This is a genomic window from Polaromonas vacuolata (assembly GCF_012584515.1).
Lineage (GTDB): Bacteria > Pseudomonadota > Gammaproteobacteria > Burkholderiales > Burkholderiaceae_C > Polaromonas > Polaromonas vacuolata.
In genome coordinates this window covers 3580097-3597845 of sequence record NZ_CP051461.1, presented here as the reverse complement: position 1 = coordinate 3597845, position 17749 = coordinate 3580097, and the positions used below count along the sequence as shown (strand labels likewise).

The following is a 17749-nucleotide window of genomic DNA, read 5'->3' as shown; positions in this document are numbered from 1 at the left end:
CTACAACTTGGGAAATGGGTTTGGTTCGATCATTGGAGATTCCCAAACGATATCGAATTGACCATCGGGGCGTGCACGGCCGATACGCACTTTTTTTGCGACGTGGTGGTTACTTGCAACGCGGATGACACCTTCAGGCGCTTGCAACTCAATACCCGCCGCACTGGCAACAACCTTGTCGATTTCAAAGGACTTAGCTTTCTCGACCATCATCTTCCATAAATACACACTGTTGTAGGCGCATTCCATTGGGTCCCCAATAACGCGCTCCTGCCCGTACTTGGCTTTGAACGCCTTAATGAATTTTTCGTTGGCTGGTGACTTGATACTTTGGAAATACCCCATGCAGGCGTAATAGCCGGCGGCGTTGTCCTTGCCGATACCTTCGATTTCGTTTTCTGACACCACGGTCGACAACAAAACCTGCTTCGTGCCATCTAAGCCTGCGGCGCGCAGTTGTTTGTAGAACGCTACGTTAGAGCCGCCCACCACCGTGCTGTAGATTACGTCAGGTTTAGCAGCCTTAATCTTGTTAATGATCGAAGAAAATTCGGTGTGGCCTAGCGGGGCATATTCCTCGCCTAATACTTTGCCTCCAGCTTTGGCAATCGTAGGCTTAGCGATCTTGTTGCAGGTACGTGGATAGATATAGTCGGAGCCGACTAAAAAGAACGATTTACCCTTTTCCTTAACCAGCCAATTGATAGCTGAAATTACCGACTGAGTTGCTTCCTGTGATGTGTAAAACACATGCTTGTCTTCTTCCTGACCCTCATAGTATGTGGGGTAGAACAACAGTCCTTTGGTTTGATTTAGAACGGGTAGTACCGCTTTGCGTGAGGCTGAGGTGTAGCAGCCAATGATGGCAGCAACTTTATCTCGCTCGATCAGCTTACGCGCCTTTTCTGCAAACACCGAGTTTTCGCTAGCTCCATCCTCAATTACAACTTCAATTTTTTTACCCATCACGCCGCCCGCAGCATTGATCTCTTCAATTGCCATTTTTTCTGCGTCAACAAGCGATGCCTCTGCAATGGCGATCGTGCCTGAGAGCGAATGTAGCAAGCCAAGCTTTATCGTGTCTTGCGCTAAGGCACGGGTGACTGATCCGGCTGTAGCTCCAATGACGAAGAGCGAACTGGCCGTCTTAACGATCTGGCGACGATTGAATTGTTTCATTGTTGTCTCAATATGGTGGGCATTTAAAAGCATCTCCGCAGGATCAACTTATGATCTATACATGTCACAAGTGAACCGTTGGACCTCCGACAGTCGACGTCAACTGAAACAACTTTTCCTTAGGCAAAGCTACGCCACCGAACGAACAGATGTTCTTTCGAAACTACTTGCATTAAAGAAAAAAGCAAAAAAGCCCGAACCGGAAATTATCTAGTTCGGGCTTCTTTGCCCAGCATCAAACTGGCAGCATTGGCAGTTTGGTGTTGATTGATGAATGACGTTTAGTGTCTGTCTATATTTATTTTGCGACGACAAAATTTTTTAACTATCAGGATTTCTACTAATTTTATTTAAACAAAAGCATGGTAAAGAAGTTTATAAAAATTTCATGATTTAGTTGCGTTATATCTATCGCATTTGTAATTAATCTTTCCCCAGAAATTATTCTGTGCTTTACTTTTTTTGATGTAACTTATCCGTTCCAGTATTTTTTTTAAAGTTATGTAAGGTAGCGCAGAGTAAAACTTAGACTGGTTTAGGCTGAAAATTCTACGACTTCACGATATTCGATGGGGCTAAGTGATTCGAAAAATATCTTGATTCGTTTTCCGAAAAACAGTGTATCGGCCGTCAAAAAAGTTCATAAATTCCTCAATGTTTATGGCCTCCTGTTTTTGAGGACAGGACATCTCTGTTTTCAGTCGACTGAAAAATATTTCGCAGACCGAGTTGTCGGGCGAGCACCCTTTGCGTGATATCTAACGAATCAGCTTGGCGTTGCACGCCCTTTTGAGCCACCCAAGCCAGTGGTAATGGACCCTAAGCGGCAACCGTTGCGGCGATATCGCTTCGGCAACGACGGAAAAACCGCTGCAAACCGCCTCTGGTTGCGTTGCAGTATCTGTCGCAATGCTCGCGTTCAGTGATTAAGCGCCTGTTTTTGTACTGAAAATTTTGGTCGTGAAAAGTGCTTCTAATTGCTACGAAGACTTACGGATATTGGTAGTCTTCGTAACTTGAAATGAAAATTAAAAAAGCAACAGGCAAGCCGAATCGACGAGCAAATCCAGCACTTAAAAATTCGTTACTGAAAAACTATTGGGGAAGTTGGGGAAACGCAAACTGAAGCAAGGCGCTTCAGTTTTATTGACGATCAGCTAATGCTGATCATCACGGGCAATGGTTAAAGAAATATTTCATTAACTCTACCAATACTCAGCGTTAGAGTGACTCAGATTACTTATATTTTCTGAGGATTTGACCAAGAAAATTAGTATTTTTCAAGCGAATTCGCAGGCGGATTCGGCATTAGTCGACAAACGATTAGCAGATTACTATCAACATTTAGTGGTTGCCCCCCTGATACATCAAACTCACTTTCCAGAAGCCTTTGCAGCGGACTCGATCCAACTGCCAAGGTTCTGATATCCATCGTGTTTGTTCCAAAGATAGAAAGGATACCCTTGAGGTATTTTTCCACACCGCTCAGTACAGGGTTGATTGAAGCTTTTAACCTTGCTTATATCAATTCCCAGAAGACCATTTCCTCTTGCAATACTTTGCTGAATTTCGTACTTCACCCATCGCCTTCCACAGGTTTTAGCACCGACAAGAACTACAGTTACGGTCGTACCCTTGAGTTGTTCATCAATCCATCGCTTGATACCAGAATTACCTTGTCGCTCAATACTTTCAAAATCCGCCTTGTCAATAAAACCAGCCTTCTCGCTTCCTTGAACAACCCAACTGTTACGGATAATCATCGCCCTATTAACGTCTTCATATTTAAAACTAAAAAATACTTTTCTTCCCAGGCGGATTCAAGCTTGAAGTGCAACCGTATGCTGATAGGACTCTAACTGTTCCATAAAAACCTGATGCGGCGTTCGATACCCTAAACATTTTCTAGGACGATGATTGAGCCTGTGCATCGCTAAAGCAATGTCATCGTCGGTGATGCAATTAAAGCGCATCCCCTTTGGGAAAAACTGGCGAATCAAACCGTTCATATTCTCGTTCGCCCCACGCTCCCACGAGGCGTATGGATGGGCGAAAAAGAAATCTGCACTCAGCGCAGAAGCTATTCGTTCATGCTGGGCAAATTCCTTGCCGTTATCAGTCGTGAGAGTGTGCACGCAATGAGCGAACGGTTTGAGTAAAGTGATTAACGCGTCCCCTACGGCTTGCGCTGTTTTGAATGGCACGTGGAAAATTATTGAATAGCGAGAGACACGCTCATTAATCGTCACTAGTGCTTGCTTCTGCCCGGCACCAATCACCAGATCAGCCTCCCAGTCGCCAAAGCGCGCACGCTCAAGCACGATGTCGGGTCGCAGTTCTATTGAGACCTGGTGAGAGATGGTGCCGCGCCGTTCACGGCCACTGCTGCGTTTTTTTCGCGTCTTCTGGCAACGCAGTGTTTTATGCAAGGTGCCGCCCGCGCGTTTGTCAGCGTAGATGTACTGGTAAATGCTCTCATAGCTAACACCGGGTTGGTGGCTAGCTTCGAGGTGGCCGCTGATTTGCTCGGGGCTCCAAGCCTCAGCCAACTTTTCCTCCACTACAGCCCATGTCGAGTCAGCAACTCTAGGACTATTGGCGCAGGCAAGTCTACGTTCTTGGGCTTTGTCATTTGCCTGCTTAGGGCGATAGCCTCGTAGACCGCGGTTACGACGCAACTCACGGCTGATGCTCGATTTATCACGGTCCATCATTTTTGCAATTTCACTTTGATTGAAGTTTGCTTTGACGAGGATTGCAATCTGGTAACGTTCGTCACGGGTGAGGTGTGTGTAAATCATTCTGGGCAACTTTGACTTGGTAGTCGGGAAGCTTGGATGCTCTCACATCTCACCCACCCGTACGGTTAATTTCAAAGTTGCACTTCAGACTTGAATCCGCGCCATGAAATGACTCCTAGTTTTTTAACAAACCAATAATTTCAATTACAGCTTCGCAAGCAGTATCCGGTGGAGTATTTACATTCCCCAAAATACCGAGTTTTTCCTTGATCTCTTTACCTCGGAGGTATTTGCTCTCCACGAACTCAGCGAAGACCTCTTCCCACAGCGTTTTCGCCATATATCCCGTAATCCCAATCGGAACTAGAAATAATCCCTTAGCCTTTGCAATTTCATACTCCTCCCGCATGCCATTCGATGAGACAACGAGACCATCTTGTACTTTATTGCCAAAGACAAAAATGGCAATTCCTGCTCGATTTACCATATCCTCTCGATACTCAGTCCAAACTTGTGGAAGTGGCTTTGCGCCAACTTGATACTGAGGGAATGGTCTCAAAATCAACTGATCGTGATCGAGACGGCCTCCCTTCATATAAATTTGTTCGAGCACTCCAGCAATCACTGAACTATCGACTCCAAGACCAAATCCTGATACGACCTTACATTGGGTGGCTGCAATATCTTTATTCAACTGATAGACGAAGAGCTGACCTTCAGCCTGAGACCATCTCCCGTACTCATGAGCTGCACCTGAGATGAAAACTGTTCGTTGCTTGTAACGCGCCTCGACATCGCGAAGAATGTCTGTGATCTCGGCATATTCAGCGACAAGGGTTGTTTTTATTCCAACACGCATCAACTCTTGCAAGAAAAGCTTTTGCTTCCGGTCTCTATATTCAAAGTTTGCAAGTTCTTCTTCTTTTTCCTGGCTTACCTTTCGCAAGATGCAATGATGTTGCCGTTGATCGTTTGTATAGTGAACACGTACCCGACTCAATATGTATTCAAGATTTGGGTCAGTAAAGCTAAACCCGAGAAACAGAAATGTTTTTGAAACTAAGTCCCCACTGAGGGCCGTAACAAAAGGTGCCATCTTGATATGGTATTTTTCGTAATCATCCCGGATGAGAATTGCGTCAGCTGGATTAGTAACATCTCCATGCATTTTGTAGACAACTGCATCGCGTTTAGGTATTGTGAGTGCCAGCTGCTTGGACGTGTACTTAATATCTGCAACTTTTCCAGAATCCTTTAGCGCAGTCTCAATCAGGGTGTCATAGTTTGTCGTCCAGTACGTTTCAATTGGTAGACGCACCAATATTTTATGATTTTCGGTTTCTTCCGCAGCCTGGGAAAACTCGGTCACCAAGAGTTGGTTTAGTTTGCCGCGATTGGCTTGATTTGCATTTGCATGGTACTGGGCCAATGTGACTAGGTCAGTCTCAAGAGTAATGTCTAGATCGAGTTCATCCGCTATTGGCTTAAGTAGTTGGGACCAGTTCACAAAGCCCGCTCCGCTGGACAAACCTGCTCCCGCAAAGATTGCCAAATTAGACTCATGAAGTTCGTGCGTCAATGCCGCAACTAGTCGCTCGCGCTCTTTACTCATTCTTCTCCCCAAATTTACTAAATCCACACTTAACCATTCGCGGATTCAAGTCTGAAGTGCAACTTTGAAATTAACCGGACGGGTGGGTGAGGTGTGAGAGCATCCAAGCTTCCCGACCACCAAGTCAAAGTCGCCCAGAATGATTTACACACACCTCACCCGTGACGAACGTTACCAGATTGCAATCTTCGCCAAAGCAAACTTCAATCAAAGTGAAATTGCAAAAATGATGGACCGTGATAAATCGAGCATCAGCCGTGAGTTGCGTCGTAACCGCGGTCTACGAGGCTATCGCCCTAAGCAGGCAAATGACAAAGCACAAGAACGTAGACTTGCCTGTGCCAACAGTCCTAGAGCTGCTGACTCGACATGGGCTGTGGTGGAGGAAAAGTTGGCTGAGGCGTGGAGCCTTGAGCAAATCAGCGGCCACCTCGAAGCTAGCCACCAACCCGGTGTTAGCTTTGAGAGCCTCTACCAGTACATCTACGCTGACAAACGCGTGGGCGGCACCTTGCATAAAACACTGCGTTGCCAGAAGACGCGAAAAAAACGCAGCAGCGGCCGTGAACGTCGCGGCACCATCTCTCACCAGGTCTCAATAGAACTGCGACCCGACATCGTGCTTGAGCGTGCGCGCTTTGGCGACTGGGAGGCTGATCTAGTGATTGGTGCCGGGCAGAAGCAAGCCCTAGTGACGATTAACGAGCGTGTCTCTCGCTATTCAATAATTTTTCACGTGCCATTCAAAACAGCGCAAGCCGTAGGGGACGCGTTAATCACTTTACTTAAACCGTTCGCTCATTGCGTTCACACACTCACGACTGATAACGGCTAGGAATTTGCCCAGCATGAACGAATAGCTTCTGCGCTGAGTGCAGATTTCTTTTTCGCCCATCCATACTCCTCGTGGGAGCGTGGGGCGAACGAGAATATGAACGGTTTGATTCGCCAGTTTTTCCCAAAGGGGATGCGCTTTAATTGCATCACCGACGATGACATTGCTTTAGCGATGCACAGACTCAATCATCGTCCTAGAAAATGTTTGGGGTATCGAACACCACATCAGGTTTTTATGGAATAGTTAGAGTCCAAATAATACGTTGTTGCGCTTCAAGCTTGAATCCGCCGCCAGTGGATTGCTCGCGATTGCCGCGGTACATTTTTTAATTACCCGCAGCAAACTTGGTATGGCGATTCGTGCGGTCGCACAAGACGCAGAAACGGCGCGGTTAATGGAGATTAATTTTGAGGCGGTAGTGCTGATTACTTTTGCGCTGGGCTCGGGTTTAGCCGCCTTGGCTGGTGTGATGAATGGTCTTTACTACAACGAAGTTAATTTCAATGTGGGCCTTTTGCTTGGCGTAATCGGTTTTACAGCGGCTATTTTGGGCGGTCTGAGGAATATTTATGGCGCCATTATTGGCGGCTTTTTATTCGCTGCATTACAGCTGCTTGGCAGTGCCATGCTGCCGGCGCTGATTCCAAATATTCCCAGTTCTTACAAAGATGTTTTTGCTTTTGCCGCCGTCATTGTTTTGATGGCTTGGAAACCAACTGGTTTAATCGCCGAAAAATCAAGCGAACGGGTTTGAGAATATGAAAAATCCAAGCAGACCTACCAAGTCGCAGCCCTTAGTCGTGTTGATAAGCGCGGCGATAGCTTTGACTTTGTATCTTTGGATGTTTTTGCATACCGAGTCACAAATTGGCATAGCCGCGCTTTTATGCGGCGCTGTGCTGGCGGTGATTGTTAGCCGCCGATTCGGTACGACGCAATTATTAGAGCAGTCAGCCGCTAGTCGGCCCACTGCATCAAATCTTTTGGCAATTGGCAGCGCATTGGTTTTGATCGCCGTATTTTATGATTCGCACTTCACCTTGCTAATGCTCTGTGGGGTCATGCTTTACGCCACCACTTGTCTGGGCTTGACGCTTCAGTTTGGCTACTCTGGGGTAACCAACTTTGCCAGCGCTGCATTTTTTGGTGTGGGGAGTTACGCCACCGCAGTGCTGGCGGCGCATACGGTCATTCCACATCTGCTGATTCTTTTAATTTCTGGTTTGTCTGCAGCGCTCATAGGATCGCTTTTGATACTGCCAGTGCTGCGAACACGTGGTCACTATGCCGCTTTAGTCACCATCGCTTTCGGCATACTGTTTAAAACTTTTATCGAGGTCAATGATGTGCTGGGCGGTCCACAGGGTTTGCGCGTGCCGGGTATGGAATTGTTTGGCTTTAACTTCAATCAGGGTTTTATGCTGTTTGGCTTAGAGATCTCGTTTTACCTGGCTTATTCAATTTTGAGCCTGATTACTTTTGTTACTTTCTACGCGATTGTCAGTGCGCTAGAGCGCTTATGGATAGGGCTTAGCATGGATGTGATTCGCACTGACGAGACGGCGGCTGCAACGTTTGGTCTGCACATCGTGCGCTGGAAAATAGTCGCTTTCACTTTGGGCAACTTTATCGTCGGCTTTGCTGGCGGCATACGGCATGATTTCTGGCTTTGTTGCGCCGAATAATTTCACCTTTTCTGATTCTCTGTTGATGCTCTCAATCGTCATCCTTGGTGATTTTGATTCTCTTATTTAGACCGCAAGGCTTGATGCCGAGAAAAACACGTTTATTTTTCAAGCAAGACAAATCATGATGGCGGATAAAACCTTATTAAAAGTTGACCGCTTGAGCATGCGCTTCGGTGGCTTAACGGCTTTAGATGCCTTAGACATGACGGTCCAAGAAGGCGAAATTCTTGGCCTATTAGGGCCGAATGGCTCTGGAAAAACAACCTTCTTTAATGTTTTGACGGGCTTGTATAAAGCCAACGGCGGCAGCATCACTTTGGACGGTGAAGATGTAACGCGCAAAACACCGCAAGACATTTACCGCAAAGGTGTGGCGCGTACTTTTCAGCGCTCCCGGCTCTCGCTATCGCTGACGGTTTTTGACAATATCGTCATCGGTGACTACCAGCGCTTGCAGCATGGACTGATTTTTAATCTGTTTAGACGCAAAGCTTTTAAAGCTGAATATGACAGCTACGTCGCCAAAGTAACCGACTTGTTGAACATTTTTAGCCTAGCTTTGGTGGCGCATTTGTTTGAGCCAGTCGACACCTTCAGCATGATTAACCGACGCCGAATTGAAGTTTGTCGCGCACTCATGAACTAGCCAAGACTTTTATTGCTAGACGAGCCGTCAGCAGGCATGACGCATGATGAAACCGATGCCTTGATGCAAGACATCATGCAGGTGCGTAGCAAATTAAAAACCTTGTCGGTTGTATTGATTGAGCACGAAATCAAAGTGATTGAAAAAATCACTGACCACTGCATCGTTTTGAACTACGGTAAAAAAATTGCACAAGGCACTTACGCACAAATTACCCGTGATCCAAATGTTCAGACCGCCTACCTCGGCGAGGACGAATAAATATGTTAAAAGTCAAAAATCTCACGACTGGCTATGACAAGGTCAATGTTTTACACGATGTTTCTATCAACATTGAGCCCGGAAAAATAAGTTGTATTTTGGGTTCTAACGGCGCCGGAAAAAGTACCTTAATACGCTCTATTTTGGGCCTCACACCGGTGCGTCAGGGCGAGGTCTGGTGGAATGGAAAAAATCTCGCCGGTGAAAAACCCCACAACATTATTGCCAGTGGTATTGCTTGCATACCCGAAGGCTGCAAAGTTTTCCCGCGCATGACAGTCGCGGAAAACCTCAGCTTGGGTGCATTTTTAGAATCCAATAGATCCGAAATTAAAAAAAGACTGGCGGATGTTTACGCTATATTCCCGCGCTTACAAGAGCGCCAGTCACAGCTGGCCGGCACCATGTCGGGCGGCGTGCAAGCCATGGTCTCGATTGGTCGGGGCTTGATGGCCAAACCCCAACTGCTGCTGATAGACGAACCCTCGCTGGGCTTATCGCCTTTGTATGTAAAAGAAAATTTCAAAGTTATTCAACAAATTAATGCACTGGGCACAACCGTTTTGCTGGTCGAGCAAAATGCCCGCCAAACCTTGGCCATCGCCGACTACGGTTATGTACTACCGCAAGGTCGAGTCGTTGCGGAGGGACGCGCCAAAGCACTGACTGAAAACGATGCTGTTCGATCCGCTTACTTTGGTTAAATTTTTATGTCACCTTTGATTTCTTTATCGGCACGCGAAATTGCCAAACGTGTTGCGAATCGCGAGTTAACTGCTCAAGCAGTAGCCAGCGCCTACATTGAGCAAATACAGTCGCTGGACGCCGACATCCAAGCCTGGCAATTTTTTGATCCTGACCTAGCGCTTAAAAACGCAAAAGCGCTAGATCAAAAAGGCGTTGACGGCTTGCTTAGCAGCATTCCCGTGGGCATCAAAGATTTGATGGACACAGCCGATATGCCGACCAGCTATGGCTCTCCAATTTATGCCGGCCATAGACCGCAAACCGACGCCGCATGCGTCGCAACTTGCCGTGCGCATGGCGCGCTCATCATGGGCAAAACCGTCAGCACAGAGTTTGCAACCTTCAAGCCAGGCATGACGCGCAATCCGCGTGCACCCAAGCATCAAGAGCACAGCCCTGGCGGCTCATCCAGTGGTTCAGCCGCAGCAGTGGCGGCCAACATGGTGCCACTGGCGTTTGGCACGCAAACTGCGGGCTCAATTATTCGCCCCGCTGCTTACTGCGGTGTGGTTGGCTATAAGCCGACGCATGGCACGCTGGCATTAGCCGGCATCAAAGCGCTGTCACCGAGTCTCGATACGGTGGGTGTTCTTGCGCGCTCAGTCGACGATGCGGCTTTTTTTATTGGCGCTTTAATCCATCAAACAATGACGCCCATAAAAACGGGCCAGCTGCGCATTGGCGTTTGCCGCACACCGCACTGGGGTTTAGCCACCGCTGACAGCCAGCGCGCTTTAGCGCAAGCGATGAAAGCATTAGAAAAAAGCGGCGCCCAACTGCACGACCTGACGCTGCCGCCGTCCTGTGAGGATTTGACCGCGATACAAATTCAAATCATGGCGTATGAAGCCTCTGCCGCTTTTGCTCCTGAGCGCAAAAGCCATGCAGAACTTTTTAGCCCCGCGTTCTCGGCGCTGATGACAGCTGGTCAAGCCATTAGTGGGATAGATTTTGCAAAAGCACAAAGTCAGGCTGGCAAAGCCAGAGCTGATGTGGATGCTTTGTTTGCGTCTTGCGACGCGATTCTGGCGCCCAGCGCAGGCGCAGAAGCACCTGCTGGACTAGACGCCACTGGCGACCCCATTTTTAACCGCCTGTGGACTTTGTTAGGCCTGCCCTGCGTGCATGTGCCCGTCGGCTTGGGTGGTTGCGGCATGCCAGTTGGTGTGACGCTTATAGGGCCGCGCTGGGCCGATCTGCAAGCACTGAGCGCAGCGCACACGCTAGAGCTCGCCTTGCGCTAATTAATTTTTATAACCTGCAAAAAGTAAAAACCGCACAAGAAAAGGTCAGTCAAATGGACATCAGTTATAACCAGCTAAGCGCGCATGCCGAGTCAGCGCAAGACCATATTCAATTCGACCGCTTACAGCAGTTTCTCGAACAGTTGGCCGCCTTTTGGGGCCATGATGACGGCGGCGTAGCGCGCGAAGCTCTAACCGATATAGACCTTCAATCCAGACGTTTTCTTATCGACAAAGCGCGCGCCTTGGGCTGTGAAGTGCGGGTTGATGAATGCGCAAATTTATTTTTTCGGCGCTCAGGTTTGACCGATTTACCAGCGGTGTTAACCGGCAGTCATGCAGACACTCAGCCGGTGGGCGGTCAGTTAGACGGAGCTTATGGCGTAGTCGGCGGACTCGAAGTGATTGCCGCCTTAAACGATGCCGGCATACAAACCCAACGCGCGATTGAGGTCGTCGCCTGGACTAACGAAGAAGGTTGCAGATTCAGTCCAGGCGCCATGGGCTCTAGCGCTTATGTCGAGCCAAGTCGCTTGCTTGAATACCGAAAATCCGTCGATTCAAAAGGCATTAGTTTTGGTGCTGCCGTTGACCTAGCGCTGCAAGCCGTTGCCGACGTTCCGCGGCGCGCTATGGGCTAATTAATGTCCGCCTGCGTCGAACTACACATTGAGCAAGGCCCGGTATTAGAGCGCGCAAATATCCTTTGGCGTCGTCACCGGTATACAAAGTGTGCGCTGGTTTGAGCTCACGCTCAAAGGCTCAGCCGGTCATGCCGGCACCATGCCCATGAATGAGCGCGTCGACGCCATGACCGCCGCAATTGCGCTAGCGCAGCAGTTTCACAACTACCGCGACAGCCAAGTGGCTGACTCCCTGCGGTTAACGCTAGGACGCTGGCAAGTTAGCCCCAACTCGATTAATACCATACCCGGCGCCGTCACTTTTAGCGTTGACGCGCGCTCGGTAGATGAGGCCGTGTTAAATCAGTTTGAAGCGGCCATGCACCGCATGATTCAAGACCATGACTAGAAGGGACGCGTTTCAGTCGAGAGTCTTTTTGCAAGAGCGCCAACTATTTTTCCAGACAGCATCTCGGCATCATCACCCAAGCCTGTGAGCGAGCTTGCACGATAGCCAAGCGTGCGCCGCCAATGCGCATGACATCCGGTGCGTTTCATGACGCCATGTATCTTGCCGATCAATGTCCAACAGCCATGATTTTCGTGCCCAGCATAGGCGGCATCAGCCACAATGCGGCAGAAAAAACGGATCCCCAAGACTTGTTCCTTGGGGTTCAAGCACTGGCTTATGCAGTGACCGTTTTAGCCAACGCCTAGTGCCTAGTGCCTAGAAAATGAATTGTCCCAGTCTCAATAAATTGAGCAGCCTAAACAACTCGACTTGCTGCAAGAAAAATATTCATCTGCTTACGGCCTATCTGCTGGGCATTTGAGTAGCATGCGCATCACCGACTCAGGCAAAGCAAGCGGCTGACCATACAGCCTAGGCATACCTTGCACAAAGGGAATTAATTGCAACTTTGCAACTTCAAAAATACGCCGTAATTCAACCACCGGTTCGAGATGTTCATCGACTCTTAAATCGACTAATGCGTAAACCTCAGTTCCCATCACCTTGAGCGCTGCGGACTGCTTGCCGCGGCGATCACCACCGGCGTTATCGCCGGCCTCAAGAGCGAGTAGTAAGCGTTCAGCCAAAGCCATGTCGCAGCTCTCATGCCAAGCTCGTGACATAGCCGCTAAGGTTTCAGCGCCAACCAACATATTGCCTTCAATAGCGTAGTCAGTCCCCGTTAGATGACCGTACCAACCAGTGCAACTGTCTCCGGTAAATGCAGCGCCATGACCCCGGGCAGCAACCGCGCCAATCTGTCTGAGATGCAAGTCAGCATCCCGGCTAAGTGCAAGTTCAAGCGCATGCTGTGCATCGGCTTGATCACGCATAGCTGCAAGCGCCGCAACAGCCAAATAAGGATTCACCCAAGACTGAGTAGATACCGCTCCCACACCCGGTTCTATATAAATGCAGAGGGAGCCAACAGCGGGCACAGCGCTGCTGACAGCGACACCCAACTCGCCTGTTTTAAGGCAGCGCCCAACGATTGAAAAGGTATTGAACTGCATAGTTTTAAACGCCTAGTTCAGTAAGAATTTTTTCTTTAGCGCCACTGTCTTGAGTGCCGCCAGACGCACCTAATTCACCGCGTTCTAGTAGCACGTAGCGATCTGCAGTCTTTAACGCGAAACTCACATTTTGCTCGACGATCAGCATGGCAACTGAGGATGCCTTACGCTCGGTTTGCAGCACCAAAGAAATGCGTTCTATGACGGATGGCTGCAGGCCTTCACTGATCTCGTCAAGCAGCAATAACTTTGGCCGCATCATTAACGCACGCCCTAGAATCAGCATTTTTTGCTCCCCCCCTGAGAGCGTTCCAGCCTTTTGATTCAGGCGTTTAGGAATAAATGGAAAGTACTCTGCAATACGTGCTAAGCCGTCAGAAAATTGTTTTTTATTTGCTACTGCGATGCGCAGATTGTCCTCAACACTGAGGTCTTGGAAAACGGCTTTTTCCTGCTGTGCGTAAGCCATGCCTTGTTCTGCCTGAAGGTGAGCATTACCCGCTTCTAATAACGTGCCGTTATAAAAAACATGGCCAGACTGACGTGGTAAAAATCCCATAATGCACATTAGCAAAGTAGATTTGCCCATGCCGTTTTTCCCCAATATGCTGATTATCTCGCCACTGTGAATAGAAAGACTGACTTCGCGAATCACAGTCGCCTGGCCGTATCCGCAGCGCAATCCATCGAGCCGTAAAACTTCTTTAGTCATTACACATCCTCCGGCTTTTGCGCAGCTTGGCTTGGCAATGCGGCACTGCCTGAATAAATGTCGCGTACCAATTCGGAATTGACCACATCATCGACCGATCCATCCAAAACGATTTCCCCTTGGTGCAAGACGATCACACGGCTGCTAATGTCACAAACAAAATCTAAATCGTGCTCTATCAGAACAACACACATCTGGTGATTTCTGGCAAGACTGGTGAGCGTTTGCCCGATAGCGGTCCGCTCTGGCTTAGTCAGGCCGGCTGTAGGCTCATCTAGTAAAAGAATATTAGGCTCAAGAGCTAGCACCATGGCGAGTTCTAGCGCTTGCTTTTGGCCGTGCGATAGCAGCCTGCAAGGGGTCTCCAGCAAAGCGTCCAAACCTGTTGTTTGAACAATACTCAATGCCGGTGGCGACAAAGCGATAGCGTGTGTGCGATGCCAAATACTGGGTCGACTAATTTTTGTACGAGCAACAGCGAGTGCATCAAAAATCGTTAAATCTTCAAAAACATTGGCAGTTTGAAATTTACGTCCGATTCCCAACTGCACACATTCAAAAGGTGCAAGCTTTTCTATCGCATGGTCGTTGATGGCAATGTCACCGCCAGAGCGCTCACGCCCATCGCTAATACAACGCATCAATGTCGTCTTCCCTGCACCGTTAGGTCCGACCAAGGAAAGCAGCTCGCCGTGCTTAGCGTCAAAGTTGACGTTTCGCAGTACGTTTAAACTGCCAAAAAAACGCACTACACCTTTGACTGAAAGCGCAACTTTTCCGCGCGCAGCCAAACCTTTAAGCGGTCTATTTTGGGCAGCTAACAATTGGCTTTTCTGATCAATGGATGACGCGAATTTTCCCCGACCCACCAACTGAACCAAAGCTGGCAACAAACCTTTTGGCAGCGCAACAATAACAATTACAAACGAAAGTCCCAAGAACAACTTCCAGACAAAAGGAAGATCGCCGCTAAGGTAGGCAGAACTGACATCGATTAGCAAGGTGCCTAAAACCGGCCCTAGGATGGTTGCGCGCCCTCCGAGTGCGACCCAAACCAGCATCTCTGTGCCGAACTGAAAGCCTGCCATCTCAGGCGCGACGACCATGCCATAACAAGCGTACAGAAAACCGGCAACAGAGCTCACCGCAGACAAAGCAATCAATAACAAAATCTTGACCCTTGAGGTATTAATGCCGAGGTAGTCACAGCGGACCTCGTTCTCGCGGATAGCGACCAGCAGTCGTCCGGTGTCACTATTGACAAAGCGTCTTGCCAACAAAGTGGTGATGAGTAGAAAACCACCACAAACCCAAAGCCAAGTCGATGTGTCCCAGTCAAAGCTTTCATAACCCGACAGACCACTGCTAGAACCCGTAAAAGTTCCTCCCGCAAAAATAACTTGGGTCATGACAATGGGTAGAACCAAAGACACCACAGAAGCATATAAAGGCGTAGCGCCTGGATAAAAAGAAAGAATTCCCACAAGACACGCCACCAACATACTCACAGCGATTCCTGCGAACAAAGCAAAGACAGCCATGCCCGTCGAAAATCCCATGTGCGTGAACACAAGCCCAGTGGCATATGCGCCTATGCCAAAAAAAGTGGCCTGACCGAAGGTAAGAATGCCGGTATAGCCCCACAGCAAATCAACAGTGATTACGACGACAGCATAGAGACAAGATCGAACCAAAGTGTTTTGCATAAACTGCGGCAACACCCAAGGCGACACAATTAAAAGAACGATGGCGGCAAGCAATAACCAAATGCTGGGACCAAATACTCGTTGGCGTGCAGCGGTATTCGTTGTTGTCTTGGCAGAAATAGGCGAATCAACCACGGGCAAATCCTTGTGGCCGTAGGCGAAGTGCCAGCGCACCCAACACAACAATTGTTAACGAGCCAAGAATAGGACTGACGTAGACGCTGACCAATACTTGCGATGCGCCAAGCACTACGCAGGCGATTGCCAGACTCACCAAGGACGTACCCGAAATCATGGCCAGCATGAATGCGTTAGTCAGCCACGGCACGCCCATGCTGGGGTCAACGCTAGATAGAGGGGTGATTAGCGCGCCAGCTAAACAAGCTAGCCCAGCACCGATCGCAAAACTAGACAACCGAACCCAAGAGCTGTTAACACCTAAAGCGCGAGCAAGCGACTCATTCATGGTGACAGCGCGGGTAATTAAGCCCAAGCGCGTACCGTTGAGAACGGCGCCAATGCCTAGCCCCACAGCAATAGCAAGTCCGACCAGCGTGAGGCGGTACAAAGAGTAATCCGTACCGAATAAATGAATTGCGCCTTCTAATGGACTCTGCGCGAACTGAACACCACGGCCAAATATCAATGTGATCAATTGCCCAATAATGATTCCCAAACCCCATGTTGCCAAAATTGCATCAAGTGGTCTTGCATGCAGAGGTTTAACCACTAGCACCTCAACTACTGCACCTAGCAGCATACCCATGGTAAAAGCCAGCGGCAATCCCATCCATGGGTTCCAGCCCAGCTGCGTTGACATGAGCTGGGCATAACCGCCCAAAGTCAGAAAACCACCATGGGCGAAATTGATGATCTTCATGACCCCGAAGATAAGCAATAAACCGCATGAGACGATAAAAAGAATTCCCGCTGTACTGAGAATATCGAACAGTATGGACATGCAACACCTTAAACGGGAGACAGAGGCTTTTAAAGACACTGTCCAACTTATTGAAAAAGGCGTAAGCCCTTAGAAATTACTTAAGATTTGGGCACTGATTACCCGGGTCAACATTCTTAAAGCTCTCAAGTAATTTGATACCGCCGTCTTTTTGCACTTGTCCGAGATACATGGTCAGTGGCGCATGACGCTGCTTGCTCATTTGAATCAGGCCGCGAGGACCTTCAAACGAAACCGTTGCTAATGCTGGAATGACTTTTTCAGCAGCGGTTGCACCGGCTTTTTCAACCGCAGCTTTATACAAATAAACTGCCTCGTACTGCGGCACAGAAAGATCGTTTGGCGTCTTCAGGTCAGCTCCAAACTTCTTTTGCATTGCAGCGAGAAATTCTTTATTTTTAGCGCTAGCAATACTGGTCAGATAAGAGCCTGAAATCACCATACCTTCAGCATCAGAACCCATGTCTTTGGCCGTACCCTCATCAACTGCTAAGTTGCCATATGGAAGTGTGATGCCTGCTGCCCGCAGTTGCTTGGTAAGCGTCACGTTTGGCGCACCACCTGCAGTTGAGGTAATGATGGCGTCAGGCTTGGCGGACTTGAGCTTATTGATAACCGCAGTCCAATCGGAGCCATCCATTGGCAGATATTCCTCACCGACGACCTTGCCACCTTTTTTACCAATATAGGTTTTAGTAAAGTCGAGCATCCCGCGGCCAAACGAGTAATCACTGCCAATTAAAAAGAAAGTCTTAGCGCTTTTAGCTGCCATGAAGAAATCTACTATCGGTGCAACCTGTTGATTGGGTACCCATGCATTGACATACATGTATGGGTTGCACGAACGACCTTCATAAAAAGATGTGTAAATGTAAGGCAGTTTTCCGCGTGACACGATAGGCAGCCCAGCATTACGGGCGGCGCTGGTTTCCATCGAAATCAATGCGTCGACTTTCTTTTGATAAATCAAAGAATCAAAGGCTTTTTGCGCACCAGCAGCACCACTGCCATCGTCCGCAACTTCTAATTGCAGCTGGCGTCCTAAAACGCCGCCTTTAGCATTTATCTCTTCAACTGCCAGTTGAGCCGCTTGAACCACAGACGGTGCAACAACGCTGTTGGCACCGCTCAGACCAATCGGTATACCAATCTTGATTGGCTCAGCCGCATGCGCACCTAGGGCCACGAGACAGGCACTAGTCGTTAGAGATATTTGAAACCACTTTAAAATTTTCATTGAAAAATCCTAGAGAAAAATTAAAAACAC

12 protein-coding genes and 4 pseudogenes are annotated in these 17749 nt (G+C 48.5%); 7 read left to right on the top strand and 9 right to left on the bottom strand.

Annotated elements, in window-relative coordinates; genetic code table 11:
• The 4 genes from urtA to HC248_RS16325 form a co-directional block, all read right to left on the bottom strand.
• Positions 1-1179, bottom strand: coding sequence for an urea ABC transporter substrate-binding protein (urtA, locus tag HC248_RS16340; protein ID WP_168923408.1), 1179 nt, complete (start codon positions 1177-1179; stop codon positions 1-3).
• A 1373-nt stretch (positions 1180-2552) separates the two neighbouring features.
• Complete coding sequence (locus HC248_RS16335; RefSeq protein ID WP_168923904.1) at positions 2553-2993, bottom strand: TIR domain-containing protein; 441 nt, start codon at positions 2991-2993, stop codon at positions 2553-2555.
• Between the two features lie 6 nt (positions 2994-2999).
• Complete coding sequence (locus HC248_RS16330) at positions 3000-3980, bottom strand: IS30 family transposase (RefSeq protein ID WP_168920864.1); 981 nt, start codon at positions 3978-3980, stop codon at positions 3000-3002.
• Positions 3981-4095: 115 nt separating this feature from the next.
• Positions 4096-5532 (bottom strand): SIR2 family protein, encoded by a 1437-nt coding sequence (locus HC248_RS16325; protein ID WP_168923407.1) that lies wholly within the window; start codon positions 5530-5532, stop codon positions 4096-4098.
• 139 nt (positions 5533-5671) lie between these two features.
• Here HC248_RS16325 and HC248_RS16320 point away from each other — a divergent pair.
• The 7 genes and pseudogenes from HC248_RS16320 to HC248_RS16290 all read left to right on the top strand — a co-directional run bounded on the left by HC248_RS16320 (position 5672) and on the right by HC248_RS16290 (position 12296).
• A pseudogene (locus tag HC248_RS16320) lies at positions 5672-6613 on the top strand (IS30 family transposase).
• Positions 6614-6662: 49 nt separating this feature from the next.
• A pseudogene (locus HC248_RS16315) lies at positions 6663-7124 on the top strand (branched-chain amino acid ABC transporter permease); the annotation flags it as partial.
• A 4-nt stretch (positions 7125-7128) separates the two neighbouring features.
• Positions 7129-8055, top strand: a complete 927-nt coding sequence (locus HC248_RS16310; protein WP_238342662.1) for a branched-chain amino acid ABC transporter permease — start codon at positions 7129-7131, stop codon at positions 8053-8055.
• A 124-nt stretch (positions 8056-8179) separates the two neighbouring features.
• Positions 8180-8965 (top strand): annotated as a pseudogene (locus tag HC248_RS16305) (ABC transporter ATP-binding protein).
• Positions 8962-9669: an ABC transporter ATP-binding protein gene (locus HC248_RS16300; protein WP_168923903.1), complete on the top strand. Its 708-nt coding sequence runs from the start codon at positions 8962-8964 to the stop codon at positions 9667-9669. The pseudogene HC248_RS16305 and the gene HC248_RS16300 overlap by 4 nt, the downstream one beginning before the upstream one ends.
• Positions 9670-9675: 6 nt before the next feature.
• Complete coding sequence (locus tag HC248_RS16295; protein WP_168923406.1) at positions 9676-10956, top strand: amidase; 1281 nt, start codon at positions 9676-9678, stop codon at positions 10954-10956.
• 53 nt (positions 10957-11009) lie between these two features.
• Positions 11010-12296: pseudogene (locus tag HC248_RS16290) on the top strand (M20 family metallo-hydrolase).
• 90 nt (positions 12297-12386) lie between these two features.
• Here HC248_RS16290 and HC248_RS16285 read toward each other — a convergent pair.
• The 5 genes from HC248_RS16285 to HC248_RS16265 form a co-directional block, all read right to left on the bottom strand.
• Positions 12387-13103, bottom strand: a complete 717-nt coding sequence (locus tag HC248_RS16285) for a DUF1028 domain-containing protein (RefSeq protein ID WP_168923405.1) — start codon at positions 13101-13103, stop codon at positions 12387-12389.
• Positions 13104-13107: 4 nt separating this feature from the next.
• Positions 13108-13815, bottom strand: a complete 708-nt coding sequence (locus tag HC248_RS16280) for an ABC transporter ATP-binding protein (RefSeq protein ID WP_168923404.1) — start codon at positions 13813-13815, stop codon at positions 13108-13110.
• Positions 13815-15656 carry an ABC transporter permease subunit gene (locus HC248_RS16275; protein ID WP_238342661.1) on the bottom strand — a complete coding sequence of 614 codons (1842 nt, stop codon included), beginning with the start codon at positions 15654-15656 and terminating at the stop codon, positions 13815-13817. The genes HC248_RS16280 and HC248_RS16275 overlap by 1 nt, the downstream gene beginning before the upstream one ends.
• Entirely contained in the window at positions 15649-16482 is an 834-nt protein-coding gene (locus HC248_RS16270; protein WP_168923403.1) for a branched-chain amino acid ABC transporter permease, read from the bottom strand. Before HC248_RS16270 ends, HC248_RS16275 begins: the two co-directional genes overlap by 8 nt.
• 76 nt (positions 16483-16558) lie before the next feature.
• On the bottom strand, positions 16559-17719 hold the full coding sequence (locus tag HC248_RS16265; RefSeq protein ID WP_168923402.1) for a substrate-binding protein: 1161 nt from the start codon (positions 17717-17719) through the stop codon (positions 16559-16561).
• Between the last annotated feature and the right edge of the window lie 30 nt (positions 17720-17749).

Coding starts and splice junctions, on each gene's coding strand:
- HC248_RS16265 (WP_168923402.1), bottom strand. CDS start 17,719: ATGAAAATTTTAAAGTGGTTTCAAATATCTCTAACGACTAGTGCCTGT.
- HC248_RS16295 (WP_168923406.1), top strand. CDS start 9,676: ATGTCACCTTTGATTTCTTTATCGGCACGCGAAATTGCCAAACGTGTT.
- HC248_RS16270 (WP_168923403.1), bottom strand. CDS start 16,482: ATGTCCATACTGTTCGATATTCTCAGTACAGCGGGAATTCTTTTTATC.
- HC248_RS16310 (WP_238342662.1), top strand. CDS start 7,129: ATGAAAAATCCAAGCAGACCTACCAAGTCGCAGCCCTTAGTCGTGTTG.
- HC248_RS16280 (WP_168923404.1), bottom strand. CDS start 13,815: ATGACTAAAGAAGTTTTACGGCTCGATGGATTGCGCTGCGGATACGGC.
- HC248_RS16325 (WP_168923407.1), bottom strand. CDS start 5,532: ATGAGTAAAGAGCGCGAGCGACTAGTTGCGGCATTGACGCACGAACTT.
- urtA (WP_168923408.1), bottom strand. CDS start 1,179: ATGAAACAATTCAATCGTCGCCAGATCGTTAAGACGGCCAGTTCGCTC.
- HC248_RS16330 (WP_168920864.1), bottom strand. CDS start 3,980: ATGATTTACACACACCTCACCCGTGACGAACGTTACCAGATTGCAATC.
- HC248_RS16285 (WP_168923405.1), bottom strand. CDS start 13,103: ATGCAGTTCAATACCTTTTCAATCGTTGGGCGCTGCCTTAAAACAGGC.